14 protein-coding genes and 2 pseudogenes are annotated in these 15,132 nt (G+C 65.8%); 12 read left to right on the plus strand and 4 right to left on the minus strand.

The annotated features are described in order from the left end of the window. Positions 1-77 precede the first annotated feature (77 nt). Positions 78-647, minus strand: coding sequence for a divisome-associated lipoprotein DalA (gene dalA, locus ABFB10_RS09620; RefSeq protein ID WP_347166349.1), 570 nt, complete (start codon positions 645-647; stop codon positions 78-80). A 170-nt stretch (positions 648-817) separates the two neighbouring features. On the opposite strand from dalA, the gene ABFB10_RS09625 reads away from it, so the two are divergent. Together ABFB10_RS09625 and ABFB10_RS09630 are read left to right on the plus strand one after the other, a co-directional pair. Then, positions 818-1,414, plus strand: coding sequence for a L,D-transpeptidase (locus ABFB10_RS09625; protein ID WP_347166350.1), 597 nt, complete (start codon positions 818-820; stop codon positions 1,412-1,414). Between the two features lie 148 nt (positions 1,415-1,562). Continuing rightward, positions 1,563-1,793, plus strand: a complete 231-nt coding sequence (locus ABFB10_RS09630; protein WP_347166351.1) for a hypothetical protein — start codon at positions 1,563-1,565, stop codon at positions 1,791-1,793. Positions 1,794-1,872: 79 nt separating this feature from the next. On the opposite strand, the gene hemH is transcribed toward ABFB10_RS09630, so the two are convergent. Together hemH and ABFB10_RS09640 are read right to left on the minus strand one after the other, a co-directional pair. After that, complete coding sequence (hemH, locus tag ABFB10_RS09635; RefSeq protein ID WP_347166352.1) at positions 1,873-2,934, minus strand: ferrochelatase; 1,062 nt, start codon at positions 2,932-2,934, stop codon at positions 1,873-1,875. A gap of 58 nt (positions 2,935-2,992) precedes the next feature. Next, positions 2,993-3,814 (minus strand): methyltransferase domain-containing protein, encoded by an 822-nt coding sequence (locus ABFB10_RS09640; RefSeq protein ID WP_347166353.1) that lies wholly within the window; start codon positions 3,812-3,814, stop codon positions 2,993-2,995. A 30-nt stretch (positions 3,815-3,844) separates the two neighbouring features. On the opposite strand from ABFB10_RS09640, the gene ABFB10_RS09645 reads away from it, so the two are divergent. Genes ABFB10_RS09645 through ABFB10_RS09660 form a run of 4 tightly spaced genes read left to right on the plus strand, consistent with a single transcriptional unit; the run spans position 3,845 to position 6,110 of the window. Then, positions 3,845-4,558 (plus strand): ComF family protein, encoded by a 714-nt coding sequence (locus tag ABFB10_RS09645; RefSeq protein ID WP_347166354.1) that lies wholly within the window; start codon positions 3,845-3,847, stop codon positions 4,556-4,558. Positions 4,559-4,592: 34 nt separating this feature from the next. Beyond that, entirely contained in the window at positions 4,593-4,850 is a 258-nt protein-coding gene (gene grxC / locus ABFB10_RS09650) for a glutaredoxin 3 (RefSeq protein WP_206562843.1), read from the plus strand. Continuing rightward, complete coding sequence (locus ABFB10_RS09655; protein ID WP_347166355.1) at positions 4,850-5,683, plus strand: carbon-nitrogen hydrolase family protein; 834 nt, start codon at positions 4,850-4,852, stop codon at positions 5,681-5,683. Before grxC ends, ABFB10_RS09655 begins: the two co-directional genes overlap by 1 nt. Then, positions 5,655-6,110 carry a MarR family winged helix-turn-helix transcriptional regulator gene (locus ABFB10_RS09660; protein WP_347166356.1) on the plus strand — a complete coding sequence of 152 codons (456 nt, stop codon included), beginning with the start codon at positions 5,655-5,657 and terminating at the stop codon, positions 6,108-6,110. The genes ABFB10_RS09655 and ABFB10_RS09660 overlap by 29 nt, the downstream gene beginning before the upstream one ends. A gap of 123 nt (positions 6,111-6,233) precedes the next feature. On the opposite strand, the gene ubiG is transcribed toward ABFB10_RS09660, so the two are convergent. Next, a complete protein-coding gene (gene ubiG, locus ABFB10_RS09665; RefSeq protein ID WP_347166357.1) occupies positions 6,234-6,986 on the minus strand; it encodes a bifunctional 2-polyprenyl-6-hydroxyphenol methylase/3-demethylubiquinol 3-O-methyltransferase UbiG in 753 nt (250 codons plus the stop codon). Positions 6,987-7,033: 47 nt separating this feature from the next. Between ubiG and pip the strand changes: the two genes are divergently transcribed. The 6 genes and pseudogenes from pip (at position 7,034) to ABFB10_RS09695 (ending at position 15,080) form a co-directional block, all read left to right on the plus strand. Then, on the plus strand, positions 7,034-8,005 hold the full coding sequence (gene pip, locus ABFB10_RS09670; protein ID WP_347166358.1) for a prolyl aminopeptidase: 972 nt from the start codon (positions 7,034-7,036) through the stop codon (positions 8,003-8,005). An 86-nt stretch (positions 8,006-8,091) separates the two neighbouring features. After that, positions 8,092-9,087 carry an ABC transporter permease gene (locus ABFB10_RS09675; RefSeq protein WP_347166359.1) on the plus strand — a complete coding sequence of 332 codons (996 nt, stop codon included), beginning with the start codon at positions 8,092-8,094 and terminating at the stop codon, positions 9,085-9,087. After that, positions 9,084-10,281: pseudogene (locus tag ABFB10_RS09680) on the plus strand (ABC transporter permease). The gene ABFB10_RS09675 and the pseudogene ABFB10_RS09680 overlap by 4 nt, the downstream one beginning before the upstream one ends. Before the next feature lie 261 nt (positions 10,282-10,542). Beyond that, positions 10,543-12,201: an ABC transporter ATP-binding protein gene (locus ABFB10_RS09685; protein ID WP_347166360.1), complete on the plus strand. Its 1,659-nt coding sequence runs from the start codon at positions 10,543-10,545 to the stop codon at positions 12,199-12,201. Positions 12,202-12,250: 49 nt separating this feature from the next. Beyond that, positions 12,251-13,805, plus strand: a pseudogene (locus tag ABFB10_RS09690) (ABC transporter substrate-binding protein). A 570-nt stretch (positions 13,806-14,375) separates the two neighbouring features. Continuing rightward, entirely contained in the window at positions 14,376-15,080 is a 705-nt protein-coding gene (locus ABFB10_RS09695) for a hypothetical protein (protein ID WP_347166361.1), read from the plus strand. Positions 15,081-15,132: the final 52 nt, after the last annotated feature.

The following is a 15,132-nucleotide window of genomic DNA, read 5'->3' on the forward strand; positions in this document are numbered from 1 at the left end:
GCCCCAGGTCGCAGACGAAAAAAGCCGCCCCTTGGGGCGGCTTTTCCATGTGCGGTGATGGCCTGCGGTGCTGGCGATCAGCCGAAGTTCGCGGCGACGGCGGCGGCCTGCGGGGTCACACCGGCGCCGGGCGCGGCGATGATCATCGTCCACCAGATCTTGCCGTTGTTCTCCTGGTGCCGGGAAAAGCCCAGCTCTTGCGCCGTCTTGTCGAGGATCACGTCGCGGGTGTGCGGCTCTTCCATCCAGGCGGCGAGGGTTTCCAGTTCCGTCTCGTAGGTCTCCGAGATGTTCTCGCCCACGAGGCGGCCGTTGTACCCGGCGCGGTTGATGCGGTCGATCGGCGACGACCCGTCAGAGCCGAAGTGCCAGGGCCGGTTCTGCATCGCCATGTCGCGGGCGTGGGTCGCGGCAGCGGCATTCAGCGAAGAGTTCAGGGTCAGCGCCGGGGCGCCCGCGCTTTGCCGCAGGGCGTTCACCGCGTCCAGCATCCGGTACTGGATGCGCCCGGTGTCGCCGGACCCGATACGGTAGACCTTGGGCAGGGGCTTGCCATCGGGGCCCAGCTGGGGCGGGCCGGAAGGCGTCGTCGTACAGGCGGCAAGGGCATAGGCAGAGGCTAGGGCGATGAAGGCGCGGCGTTTCATGATCAACTTTCGGCTATTTTCCGGGGTCAACTTCCGCCTTACCCAAGCAGCGTTGCCATTCAAACCCACATCGGCGTGAGCTTGCCCGATCAAGCGCCTTTGAATTGCGACTGAGGCATTCAGGCCATATTATCCCGGGGTCAAGTATGAATCCCCGAGAGGACACCGCCATGAAGGACGAGGCTCAGAAGGCTTTGGGTCGCCGCGCGTTTCTGGCCGGCACCGCTGCGATGATCGGCGCACCGGCGCTGGCCCAGGACATCAATACCGGCACCACAGAGATTGAACGCAATGTCACCGATGCCGTGCGCCGCAATATCTCCAGCTTCCGCACGCTGGACTGGCGGCCCTATTTCAACAACCTGAACAAGGGCGCGATCCTTGTCGATATCAGCTCTCGGGCGCTGCACTTCTGGCAGGAAAGCGGGCAGTATTACCTGTATCCGTCCTCGGTGCCGCTGACCGAGGATCTGACGCGCCGGGGCCGCACCTCGGTGACGCTGAAGGATCCCTCGCCGGACTGGCGCCCGACGCCCTCGATGAAAAAGCGCAACCCCGACTGGCCGGATTACGTCGCCCCGGGCCCGGACAACCCGCTGGGCACCCGCGCCCTGCACCTGAGCTGGACCTACTATCGCATCCACGGCACGCATGACACGCGCAAGATCGGACGCCGGTCGTCGAATGGCTGCATCGGCCTCTATAATGAGCATATCGAGCAGCTTTACGACATGGCGCGCGTCGGCACGCAGGTGTTGCTGATTTGACGACAGCATGGCGGACATGAATTTCCGGGGCTGATTCACCAATTGCAAAGCCCCGGAAATGCTGCTTAGAGAGAGATACGAGGTAAGTCTTGGGTGCCTGTCGTGTGGGCAATTGTGTCCCGCGCCAGGCGAATATCTGGAGGATATAATGAAGAAACTCGCTCTCGCCGCCGTGCTGACCGGTGCCGCTTCGACCGCAATGGCCGGCTCCTACGCAAAAGACGACGTGGTCATGGAACCCGTTGTCGTTGTGGAAGAAACCCAGCAGTCGTCTTCTTCAGTACGGGCTTCTGATCCCGCTGCTGCTGATCGCGATCGTGGCTGCTGCTGCTGCCGACTGATCGGTTCAGACAGTTCTGAAATGGAAAAGGCGGGGTGACGACCCCGCCTTTTTCTTTTGTCGGCCCCCGGCCCGGCGGCCCCTTGGCGGCCCGCTGTCCGCAGGCCGCGCGACCGGGTCAGACCCAGCCGCCAAGGTTCTCGTCGATCACCGCGCACAGCGCGTCGACATGCGCCGGGTCGTCGTTCAGGCAGGGAATATAGGTGAACGACTCACCGCCTGCGTGTTCAAAGCTTTCGCGGATCTCTTCGTTGATCTCTTCCAGCGTCTCGATGCAATCCGCCGAAAAGGCCGGCGCGATCACGGCGATCTTCTTCTTTCCCTGCTTCGCCAGCTCGGCCACATGCTCGACCGTGTAGGGCTTCAGCCATTCCTCGGGGCCAAAGACCGACTGGAAGGTCGTGGTGATCCGGCTTTCGTCCCAGCCCAGCCGCTCGCGCAGCAGGCGCGTCGTCTTCTGGCACTGGCAATGGTAGGGGTCGCCCTGCATCAGGTAGCGTTTCGGCATGCCGTGGTAGCTGACCACGAGGATGTCAGGTTCCTGCTCGGCCGCCGCATAGCCGCGCTCGACCGACTGGGCCAGCGCCTCGATGTACTGCGGGTGCTTGAAGTAGGGATCGACGACGCGGGCCGTGGGCTGCCATGTCTCGGCCATCAGCGCGCGGAAGAACTGGTCGTTCGCGGTGGCAGAGGTGGCGCCCGCGTAATGTGGATAAAGCGGGAAGAACAGGATCTTGTGGCAGCCCGCCTCGACCATCTCGCGCACCTTCGAGGTGGTCGAGGGGTTGCCGTAGCGCATGCAGAAATCGACCATGACGCGGTCGCCGTATTGCCCCTGCATCTTCGCCGCGATGGCCGCGGTCTGGTCGCGGGTGATGGTCATCAGCGGGCTTTCACCCTTGTCCTCGTTCCAGATCGAGCGATAGGCCGCGCCCGAGGTAAAGGGCCGTTTCGACAGGATGATCAGCTGTAGCAGCGGCTGCCACTTCCAGCGCGGATAGTCGATCACCCGGCGGTCCGAGAGGAACTCGTTCAGGTAGCGTCGCATCGACCAGTAGTCGTGCCCGTCCGGGGTGCCGAGGTTGGCCAGAAGCACGCCGACCTTGCCCGAGGTCACCTTCGGGTGGTCGGACGGCGCATGGGCGGGACGGGCGGCAGAGGGGGTGATGGCGTCCGGCAAAGGCGTGGCTCCTGTCTGTCTGATGTCGCGGGCAGAAGTATCGCACGCAGCCGATAGGTCAATCTTTCAACGGCTGCTCGGGCGTGCCCGGGGCGTCCGCCAAGCGGGCCGAGGCAGAGCCCGGGCGCAGCGGTTGCGGCTGGCTGGCGTCCGGGGCCCAGCCGGTCAGGGTGATGATCTCGAAGGTTGCGGGCACGCGCCCGTCCGGCAGGGCGAAGGCCTGCGCATAAAGCGCCGCGGCCCTTGGAAACAGGGCCCGGGGCGGGATTCGGCGGTGGCGGGCGGCCAGCGCGTTGCCTTCGCCCATCGCGCGCAGGTCGCGCATCAGGTGCAGGGCGCTTTCATAACTGGCGGTCAGGGTGGCGGCATCGGCCACCGGCAGGGCCAGCCCGGCGCGCTGCATCAGGGCGCCAAGGTCGCGGATTTCGGCCATCGGCGCGACCCGGGGGGACAATCCGCCGCAGACCTCGGTCTCGGCCTGCGACAGCGCGGCGCGCAATTCGTGCAGCGTGCGGCCCGCGAAGGTCAGGCCAAGGAACAGCCCGTCGGGCCGCAGCGCGCGGCGGCACTGGATCATCTGGCCCACCGGATCGTCGGCCCAATGCAGCGCCAGCGCGTGGATCACCAGATCGGCAGAGCCTTCGGCCAGGTCCAGCGTCTCGGCGTCCGGCACGATGCGCGCCGCAGGGAAGTGCGGCGCCCAGACCTGCGGCCAGGGTGTCACGATGACCACATCCGTAAAGGCCCTGTTAACCATGGCCAGCCGATCCTGAGCCTCGTCGCAGGCCGAGTCGTGCAGGAACAGGGCCGGGGCCTCGGCCGCCCGGGCGCGGTGCCGGGTCAGGGCGGGATGGTCTGTCAGTCGGGGAGTCGTGGACATATGCGGGCAGATAGGGCGATCCGCGCGGGCATGCAAACGTTGGTGCAGATGGTCTACCCGCCGCGCTGCCTGTCCTGTGGCGGGCTGGTGGACAGCGACTTCGGGCTGTGCGGCGCCTGCTGGCGGGACACGCCCTTCGTGGCGGGGCTGGCCTGCGACCTCTGCGGGGTGCCGTTGCCGGGGCTGTCGGACCGGGCAGAGCATTGCGACGACTGCCTGCGCATCGGCAGGCCCCGGGCGCAGGGGCGGGCGGCGCTGCTGTACCGGGGCATCGGGCGGCGGCTGGTGCTGGCGCTGAAGCACGGCGACCGCCACGATATCGCGCGCCCCGCCGCGCGGTGGATGGCACGGGCGGCGCGCGACCTGCACCGCGGCGACCTGCTGCTTTTACCGGTCCCGCTGCACCATCACCGCCATATCGCGCGGCGCTACAACCAGTCGGCGCTGCTGGCCGGGGCCATGGCCGAGGAAATGGGCATGGCCTTCTGCCCCGACGCGCTGGAACGCAAGCAGCCCACGCCAAGCCTTGACGGGCGCAGCCGCGACGAACGCTTCGCGGTGCTGGAGGGGGTGATCGGGGTCCGGCCCGCCCGCCGCGCCCTGCTGGCCGACCGCCCGGTGATGGTCATCGACGACGTCATGACCTCTGGCGCGACGCTGGCCGCCGCGACAGAGGCCTGCCATGCTGCGGGCGCAAAAGAAGTTTTCACCTGCGTTCTGGCGCGTGTTGCAAAAGAGCCTTAAGTCTGTCGGGACCACCACGATCCCGGAGAACCCGATGCAGGACGTCGAAATCTATACCTCGCCGCTGTGCGGCTTCTGCCACGCGGCGAAGCGGCTGTTGACCAAGAAGGGCGTCACCTTCACCGAGGTCGACGTGCTGCGCCACCCGGCCCGCAAGTCCGAGATGATGGACCGCGCGCATGGCCGGCACACGGTGCCGCAGATCTTCATCGGCGGCACCCATGTCGGCGGCTGCGACGAGCTTTACGAGCTTGAGCGCGCCGGCAAACTCGACCCGATGCTCGCAGGCTGATGCGCGCGGCGCTGTTGCAGCTGACGTCTTCGGACGATCCCGCCGCCAACCTTGTGACGGTGCGCGCCATGCTGCGCGAGGCGGCGGGGCAGGGGGCCGGTTTCGTGCTGACCCCCGAGGTGAGCAACTGCGTCTCCACGGACCGCGCGCGGCAGACCGCCGTGCTGCGCCCCGAGGCCGAGGATGCCTTCATCGCGGGTTGCCGGGAAGAGGCGGCGGCGCTGGGGATCTGGCTGCTGCTGGGCTCTGTCGCGGTGAAGTCCGACCCGCCCGAGCCGCGCTTTGCCAACCGCTCGCTGCTGATCGCGCCCGATGGCGGCATCGTCGCGCGCTACGACAAGATGCACATGTTCGACGTGCAGGTCAGCGAGACGGAAACCTACCGCGAATCGGCGGGGTTCGCGCCCGGCGACCGCGCGGTTCTGGCGCAGACACCCTTTGGCGCCGTGGGCCTGACGGTCTGCTACGACCTGCGCTTCGCCTACCTGTACCGCGCGCTGGCGCAGGCCGGGGCGGTCGTGCTGACCGTGCCCTCGGCCTTTTCGCCCGGCACCGGGCCGGACCACTGGCAGCCGCTGTTGCAGGCGCGCGCCATCGAAACGGGCTGCTACGTTCTGGCCCCCGCGCAGACCGGCAGCCATGCCGCGCAGGCGGGCAAGACGCGCCGTACCTACGGGCACAGCATGGCCATCGACCCCTGGGGCCGCGTCCTGCTGGATGCAGGGACCGAACCGGGGGTGTTCTGTGTCGAACTCGACCCCGGGGCGGTGACAGAGGCCCGGCGCCGCCTGCCTTCTCTGACTCATGACAGGGCCGTCAGGGGGCTGGCATGAGCGACACGAGCGGGCTGGCGATCTCGCTTTTTCAGAGCTTCTGACGGCGGATCAGCTGTTGCGGTCGCGCCTGACCCGGGTGCTGCCGAACCGGATGGAAATCTCGCATTTCTCGGTGCTGAACCAGCTTGCGCGCGGCGGCGAGAAGACCCCGGCGCAACTGGCGAAATCCTTCCACGTCACGCGCGGCGCCATGACCAACACCCTGTCGAAGCTGGAGATTGCCGGATACGTCCACATCCGCCCCGACTGGGACGATGCGCGGCGCAAGCTGGTGTCGATTTCCCCCGCCGGGCGGGCGGCGCGCGATGCGGCGCTGGCGGCGATCACGCCGCTGATCGACGAGATGCTGGGCGATCTGGGAGAGGCCAAGGTCAAGGCCGCCCTGCCGGTCCTGCGCGAGCTGCGGCTGCGGCTGGAGGCGTAGGTTCGTCCTACCGTCGATTGCTAGCGTCGGTCCGAGGGGTGGCGCATCGCGCCGCCCCGTGGGGGCGGACCGGCGCGGCCCGACGTTGCCGTCGGGCGAAACAATTCAGCAAAGGTGGGTCATTCAGGCGCCACTTGGCCCATGAGGCGCCAGCGCCGCCGTGACGTAGTTCACCGACAGGTCGCGGTCAGAGATCGACCATTTCCACGACACCGGGTTGAAGACATAGCCCTTGCGGTCGACCGGCGTCAGGCCCGCCCGTTCCATCAGGTCGTAAAGCTCGTCCGGGGTGATGAACTTGGACCACTCGTGCGTGCCCTTGGGCAGCCAGCGCATGACATATTCGGCGCCAAGGATGGCCACGGCAAAGCTTTTCGGATTGCGGTTGATCGTCGAACACAGGTGCAGCCCGCCCGGTTTCAGCAGCTGCCGGCAGGCGGTCAGATAGGCCAGCGGGTCGGCCACATGCTCGACCACCTCCATGTTCAGCACCACGTCAAAACGCTCGCCCGCCGCGGCCATGGCCTCGGCGGTGGTGTGGCGGTAGTCGATGGCCAGACCCGACTGGCGGGCATGCGCCTCGGCCACGGGGATGTTGCGTTCCGCCGCGTCGACGCCCACCACCTCGGCGCCCAGCCGCGCCATGGGTTCCGACAGAAGGCCGCCGCCGCAGCCGATATCCAGCACCCGCAGCCCGGCAAAGGGGCGGTCGGTGCCAAGGCTGCGGTCGAACTCTCCGGCGATCTGGGTGCAGATGTAATCCAGCCGCACCGGGTTCATCATGTGCAGCGGCCTGAACTTGCCATTGGGGTCCCACCACTCGGCGGCCATGGCCTCGAACTTGGCAATTTCACCGGCGTCCACCGTGACGGTCATGACATTCCCCATGGTCTTTTGGTCTTCGATGCCAATATAGGTGAGACATGGATAAAATCCCGGGCCAAAAGCGCGCAGTGCAGTACCTTTACCCGCCGATCGACCCCTTCGCCCAGCATAGGCTGGAGGTCTCGGGCGGGCACAGTCTTTATGTCGAGGAATGCGGCAATCCCGACGGGGTTCCGGTCATCGTCCTGCACGGCGGCCCGGGCGGCGGATGCAGCCCGGCGATGCGGCGCTACTTCGACCCGGAGGTCTACCGCGTGGTGCTGTTCGACCAGCGCGGCTGCGGGCGCTCGCGGCCCTTCGCCTCGGTCAGGGACAACACGACCTGGGATCTGGTCAGCGACATCGAGACCATCCGCGAGACGCTGGGCATCGACCGTTTCATCGTCTTCGGCGGCAGCTGGGGCGCGACACTGTCGCTGATCTACGCGATCACCCACCCCGAGCGCGCAAGGGCGCTGGTGCTGCGCGGCGTCTTCCTGATGACCGAGGCAGAGCTTGACTGGTTCTACGGCGGCGGCGCCGGGCAGTTCTGGCCCGAGACATGGGCGCGCTTCGTGGAGCTGATCCCCGAGGATGAGCGCGGCGACCTGATCGCCGCCTATCACAGGCGGCTGTTTTCCGGCGACATGCGGCTTGAAACGAAATACGCCCGCGCGTGGTCGTCGTGGGAAAACGCCCTGGCCTCGGTCTATTCGAACGGGCAGGGCGGCGAGGCGCCCGGCGACTACGCCCGCGCCTTCTCGCGGCTGGAGAACCATTATTTCACCAACCGCGGCTTTCTCGAACAGGACGGCTGGATCCTGAAAAACGCCCACCGGATCGCGGATATTCCCGGCGTGATCGTGCAGGGCCGCTACGACATGATCTGCCCGCCGCGCCGCGCGTGGGAGCTGTCGCGCGCATGGCCCGCCGGAGAGCTTCGGATGATCCGCAACGCCGGGCACGCGCTCAGCGAACCGGGTATCAGCGCAGAGCTTGTCCGCGTCATGGATGATCTTTCGACAGGCTAATTTTCAAGGCTTCGAAACAAAAGGTTTACTTGGAAGCGGTTTTTGTTAACTTGTCAGTCAACAAAAACCATACACCAACAGGTATCGTGAACCCGGTTCTCCGAATCATACTCCAGCGTCTTGCGCTGGGTGTCCTGACGCTGTTCATCGTCTCGATCGTCATTTTCACTGCGGTGAACATGTTGCCCGGCGACTTTGCCGAGGCCATCCTCGGGCAGGGCGCCACCCCCGAAGCCGTCGCCTCGATCCGCCGCGATCTGGGTCTGGATCAGAACCCGGTGCTTCGCTATTTCGACTGGCTTGGCGGTGTGCTGACCGGCGATCTTGGAAATTCCTTCGCACAGGCGAACTTTGCCAGTTTCGTGGGCGAAGGCAGCGGCAACAGCACCACCGTGGCGCAGCAGATCGCGCCGCGCTTTGCCAATACCATGTTCCTTGCGGGCGTCACGGCGGCCATCGCGGTGCCCTTCGCGGTCACGCTGGGGGTGCTGGCGGCGCTCTATCGCAACTCGGTCTTCGACAAGGCGGCCAACGTTGCGACGCTGACCTCGATCTCCAGCCCCGAGTTCTTTCTGGCCTACATCCTGATCCTCTTCCTCGCGGTGCTGAATCCGGTGCTGCCCTCGCTGTCGAACATCTACGAGGGGATTTCCTTCTCCGAGCGGCTGACCAAGACGCTGCTGCCGGCGCTGACGCTGACGTTGGTGGTCACCGCGCATATGATGCGGATGACGCGGGCGGCGATCATCAACCTGCTGGCCTCGCCCTATATCGAGATGGCGCGGCTGAAGGGGATGAAGCCGATGCGGGTGATCGTGCACCACGCGGTGCCGAACGCGCTGGCGCCGATCATCAACGTGATCGCGCTGAACCTCGCGTATCTGATCACCGGCGTCGTCGTGGTCGAGGTGGTCTTTGTCTACCCGGGCATCGGGCAGTTGTTCGTGGACAGCGTGAAGATCCGCGACATCCCGGTGGTGCAGGCCTGCTGCCTGATCTTCGCCGCCGCCTACATCCTGCTGAACCTGATCGCCGACATCCTGTCGATCCTGACCAACCCGCGCCTGAGGCATCCGAAATGAGCGGCTGGACCTTCTTTCTGACCGCCCTTGCGGGGGTCGCCGTGGCAGGCTGGCTGATCCGCTTCGCCGGGCAGCAGGCGACGGGCAACAAGCCCTATTTCCGTGATATGCCCTTTGCCGTGGCCTTCGGCTATGCGCTGGCGGCGGCCCTGATGCTGGGGGGCGTCTGGCTGTACCTGCAACCTGCGGTGACAGAGGCGGGCACGCCAAGCGCCTCTGTCCTCTACTTCCGCTGGGCGGTGCATGGCATCGCCGTGGGCGCCGCCGCGGCCTTCCTCTTTCGCCTGCTGGGGCGGTCGGTGGGCACCGGCGCGACCCGCAAGGCCTTTCGCGGCATGCCGCTGACGGCCAGCTTCGGGATCCTCGTCATCCTCGTCTACGCGGTGCTGGCGATCTTCGCCGGGCTGATCGCGCCGCACGGGCAGGAACAGGTCTTTGCGCAGGCCAACGTGGTGCCGGGCGGCAATCCGGCCACGGGCGGCAACCCGGATTTCCCGCTGGGCACCGACCAGATCGGCCAGGACATCCTGTCCCGCCTGATCTACGGCGCGCAGAATACCGTCGGCATCGCCTTTGCCACGACGGTGCTGGCCTTCGTCCTGGGCGGCTCTCTGGGGTTCCTTGCCGCGACGCTTCAGGGCTGGACCGACCAGATCCTGTCCCGCGCGGTCGACGTGCTGATGGCGATCCCCTCGCTGATCTTCTCGCTTCTGCTGATCACCGTGGCCTCGGCACTGGGTGTCCGGCGCGGGGCTGACCGTGGCCATGGTGGTGATCATCGCGGTGATCGATTCGACGCGGGTCTTCCGGCTGGCGCGGGCGGTGGGCATGAACATCGTGGTGATGGACTACATCGAGGCCGCCAAGCTGCGCGGCGAGGGGCTGGCCTACCTGATCTTCAAGGAGATCCTGCCCAACGCGACCGCGCCCCTGCTGGCGGAATTCGGGCTGCGCTTCTGCTTTGTCTTCCTGACCATCTCGGCGCTCAGCTTCCTCGGCCTCGGCATCCAGCCGCCGCTGGCGGACTGGGGGACCATGGTCAAGGATCTCGCGGCCTTCATCAACTACGCCGCCTTCGCGCCGCAGATTGCCGCCGCGCCGCTACTGGCCGCCGGGGCCATCGCGCTGCTGACCGTGGCGGTGAACTTCGTGGTGGACTGGATGCTGCACCGCTCGTCGGGGCTGAAGGAATGAGCGGGGGTCGCGCGATGCAAGAGCCCGCGCCATACCGGACCTGCGCCCCGACAGGGCATCCTGCCCACATTGGCTTTAGAGGGCAGCCCGCGACCGCGGGTGGGGGCCAAGCCCCCGCCCGGGGGGCGGTCGGGGGCTGCCCGGCGGTGCCGCCGGGCGGGCGCTTGACCTTCGACCGCTGCAAGACCGGAAATGGCGCAGGCGCCCCGGCTGCGTTTTAAGGCGGGCCCCTTCGACCGGCGGCACGGCTGGAGAAAGACCATGACCACACCCCTCCTGACCATGCGCAACGTGCAGATCGAGGGCCGCTCGGACGAGACATGGACCCCGATCATCAAGGGCGTGGACCTGACGCTGAACAAGGGCGAGGTGCTGGGCCTGATCGGTGAATCCGGCGCGGGCAAGTCGACGCTGGGCCTTGCCGCCATGGGTTTCACCCGCGACGGGGTGCGGATCTCGGGCGGGTCGGTGGACTTCGACGGCATCGACCTGCTTTCTGCCAGTGCCGATGACAAGCGCCGCCTGCTGGGCAAGCGCATCGCCTATGTCGCGCAATCCGCCGCCGCCAGCTTCAACCCCGCGCACCGGCTGATCGACCAGCACACCGAGGCGCCCGTGCAGCACGGGGTCGAGGGCCGCACCGCCTCTGCCGAGGACGGCATCGAGCTGTACCGCAAGCTGCGCCTGCCCAACCCGGACGAGATCGGCTTTCGCTATCCGCATCAGGTGTCCGGCGGGCAGTTGCAGCGCGCCATGACCGCCATGGCCATGTCCTGCCGCCCCGACCTGATCATCTTCGACGAACCCACCACCGCGCTGGACGTGACCACGCAGATCGAGGTTCTGGCCAGCATCCGCGACATCGTCGAGCAATTCGGCACGGCGGCGATCTACATCACCCACGACCTTGCGGTGGTGGCGCAGATGGCCGACCGCATCAAGGTGCTGCTGAAAGGCGACGAGGTCGAAGAGGCCGAGACGCGCAAGATGCTGTCCGACCCGCAGGAGGACTATACCAAAAGCCTCTGGGCGGTGCGCGAATTCCAGCGCCCGGCAAAGCCCGCCCCCGCATTGGACGCCACGCCGGTGATCTCTGTCCAGAACGTCACTGCCGCCTATGGCACCGTCGATGTGCTGCGCGGCGTCAGTTTCGACATCCACGCCGGGCGCACCGTTGCCGTCGTGGGCGAAAGCGGGTCCGGCAAATCGACCACGGCGCGCTGCATCACCGGCCTTCTGCCGCCGCGCATCGGCCAGATCGAGCTGGACGGCGTGCCGCTGCCCGCCGACTATCGCAAACGCACCAAAGAGCAGCTGCGGCAGGTCCAGATGATCTACCAGATGGCCGATACCGCGCTGAACCCGCGCAAGACCATCGGCGAGATCATCGACCGCCCGATCGAGTTCTACATGGGCCTCAGGGGGCGCGAGAAACGCGCCCGGGTCGAGCAGCTGATGGAAGAGATCGAGCTGCCCGCCGCGCAATACTTCCACCGCCTGCCGTCGGAACTGTCGGGCGGGCAGAAGCAGCGCGTCGGTATCGCCCGGGCGCTGGCCGCCGAACCCCGCTTCATCATCTGCGACGAGGTCACCAGCGCGCTCGACCAGCTTGTGGCCGAGGGCATCCTGCGTCTGCTGGCGCGGCTTCAGGACGAGCGTCACCTCAGTTACATGTTCATCACCCATGACCTTGCCACGGTGCGCAGCATTGCGGACGAGGTGGTGGTGATGAAGGACGGCGCAGTGGTGGAACAGGGCCCCAAGGCAGAGATGTTCCAGCCGCCGCATCACCCCTACACCGACCTGCTGCTGTCCTCGGTCCCCGAGATGGACCCGGACTGGCTGAACACGCTGCTTCGTGAACGCGGCGCGGAGAACCTCGGCGATGCCGCCGTTGATAAGATGGCCCGCGACCCTTAGAATTAAGGGCAAGATCGGGACACCGGGACAAAAACAGGGAGACCTCACGATGACACGCATTTCCAGACGCGGACTTCTGACCACCGGTGCCGCCGCCGGTGTGCTGGCGGCCTCCGGCCTGCCGTTGCGCGCTCAGGCCAAACGGGGCGGGCGCCTGCGCTGCGGCCTGAACGGGGCCAACTCTTCCGACTCTCGGGACGGGCGGACCCATTCCGACCTCTTCATGATCGCCTCGTCGCAGGGCGCGGTCTTCGACACGCTGACCGAGAACGCCGCCGACGGTTCGCTGAAGGGTGAACTGGCGGAAAGCTGGGATGCCTCGGCGGATGCCAAGACCTGGACCTTCACCCTGCGTCAGGGCGTGACCTTCCACAACGGCAAGAGCTTCGGCGCCGACGACGTGATCGAATCCCTGCAACTGCACATCGCAGAGGATTCCAAGTCCGCCGCCAAGCCCATCGTCAGCGCCATCACCGAAATGAAGAAGCTGGGCGAACATCAGGTCCAGTTCACGCTGGAGGCCGGCAACGCCGATTTCCCCTACCTGCTGTCCGACTATCACCTGCTGATGTATCCGGCGGGCCAGATCGAGGAAGCCATCGCCAAGGGCATCGGCACCGGCCTTTACCAGGTGCAGTCCTTCGAACCCGGCGCGCGCATGGTGGCGACCCGCTACCCGGATCACTACAAGGGCGACACCGCGGGCTTCTTCGACGAGATCGAGTATATCGCGATCAACGACAACACCGCCCGGATGAACGCGCTGATGACCGGGCAGGTGGACGCGATCAACCGCATCGACTTCAAGACAGAGGCCCTGCTGAAGGCAAACCCGATGATCCGCATCCACGAGGTGACGGGCAACCAGCAGTTCACCTTCCCGATGCTGACCGATATCGCGCCCTTCAACGATGTGAACGTGCGCCGCGCGCTGAAGCATTCGATCAACCGGCAAGAGATGGTCGACAAGATCCTGCTGGGCCACGGTCGCGTCGGCAACGACAGCCCCATCGGCCCGGCCAACCAGTACTTCAACGCCGAGATGGAGCAGACGACCTACGACCCCGACAAGGCGAAGTTCTACCTGAAAGAGGCCGGGATGACGTCGCTCGACATCGACCTTTCCGCCTCTTCGGCGGCCTTCGACGGCGCGGTGGATGCGGCGCAGCTGTATCAGGCCTCGGCCAAGGCGGCGGGCATCAATATCAACGTCGTGCAGGAACCGGCGGATGGCTACTGGTCCAACGTCTGGATCAAGAAGCCCTTCTGCGCCTGCTACTGGTCGGGCCGCGCCACCGAGGACTGGATGTTCTCCTCCGCCTACGAAGAAGGTGTGCCGTGGAACGACACCCAGTGGGGCCGCGAGGACAGCGAGAGGTTCCGAGGACCTGCTGTTGGAGGCGCGCGCCGAACTGGACAGCGCCAAGCGTCGCGAGATGTATTTCGAGATGCAGCAGATCCTGAACGCGGACGGCGGGCTGGTCCTGCCGATGTTCGCGAACTTCGTCGAGGCGATTTCCAACAAGATCGCCACGCCGGAAACCGTCGGCAACCTCTGGCAGATGGACAACGCTCGCATGGCGGAACGGTGGTGGATGGCCTAAGCGCCCACGACTGACCAAGGATTGCAACGCCCCGCCGATCTCCGGCGGGGCGTTTTGCTTTGGCCCGAGGGCGCCGCCGGTTGACGGGTCGTGGCCTGCCTGTGGCGCGGGATTGTTTCCAAAACCGGGGCGCGGGCCCACCACTCCTGAGCGAGATTCAACCAGAGGCTGCAAGATTGTCGCGGTGATTCGCGGAAATCGTGCGCAAAGGTGAATCTGCACACCTTCAGGTTGTCGAAATCGGGCGCCGACGGGTGCAATTAAGGCGAGATTGCGGCGCAATCCTTGTTTGCCGGATCCGGTCAGGGGGCGGGAATGGGGCAATTCTGTGTCGGCGCGGACCCGTTAAACGGGAGTGGAATAGCCTTCATCGGCACATGTCTGCCAGAAGCAGCTATTTTGCGGGGGGTAAGGCGTTGAAAACACGAAAGTGACGTAAGTTCAGGATACGTAAACGAATAGTTAACGCGACTGTTCTTTTCATCTTAAAGACGAGTAGATTCCGGCTTTCCATCCAGATTTCGCCTCAATTCCCCGGATAATCATTGTTGCGAGATGCAGGAGAAACGCATGTTAACAATCACCATAATGGGCGTGTTCGCCGCCGCCAGCATGGCCATCGTTGGCAGCGCGATCACCGAAGAAGCAGAGGAAGCCGCCGCCGAGGAACCGGTGGACGGGTCTTCGACAACCTTCGACCTCGACGTGGCCTCTGACCAACCGGGGTTCTTCGACCTCGAAGGCCGCGCCGACCCCGAAGAAGGCGGCCTGCTGCTGGAAGCCTACAAGAGCTATCAGATGGGCCTTGGCGAGGCCGAGCATCTTGCCGAGATCGACGACCGTCTGGCCGCGGAAGCCCTTGCGCAGGATGAGGACTTGGCAGAGGGGCAGGCCGCGCCGCGTGAGATCTGGGACGACCGGACCGCCGACCTCTATTCCAGCGCCCCGGACAGCTACGCCGAGATGCTGACGGGCGGCGACAGCGCCGAACTGCTGGACGATGACCGCCGCTTCATCGAGATGCTGGACCAGAGCGAACCGCTGGGGCCGGACAGTGTGCGCATCATCGCGGAGTTCGACGAGGCAGAGGACGTCATCCTCTATGTCACCGCCGACGGGACGGCCGATGGCCTGTCGGTCCACCACGTCGACCCCGAGAACGTCAATACCGACGTGCAGATCATGGATCGGGGCATCCATGTCATGACGGTCATCGCCGCCGGACTGAACTTCGGCCTGAGAAACATCATTCCGCTGCACGACGACGCGGCCTGATCCCCCAAGGCTCTTTTAAAAAGATCGCATTATCGGTTCAGGCGCCATTTCG

This window comes from Ponticoccus litoralis, from assembly GCF_039769985.1.
In the GTDB taxonomy this organism is placed as follows: domain Bacteria; phylum Pseudomonadota; class Alphaproteobacteria; order Rhodobacterales; family Rhodobacteraceae; genus Ponticoccus; species Ponticoccus litoralis.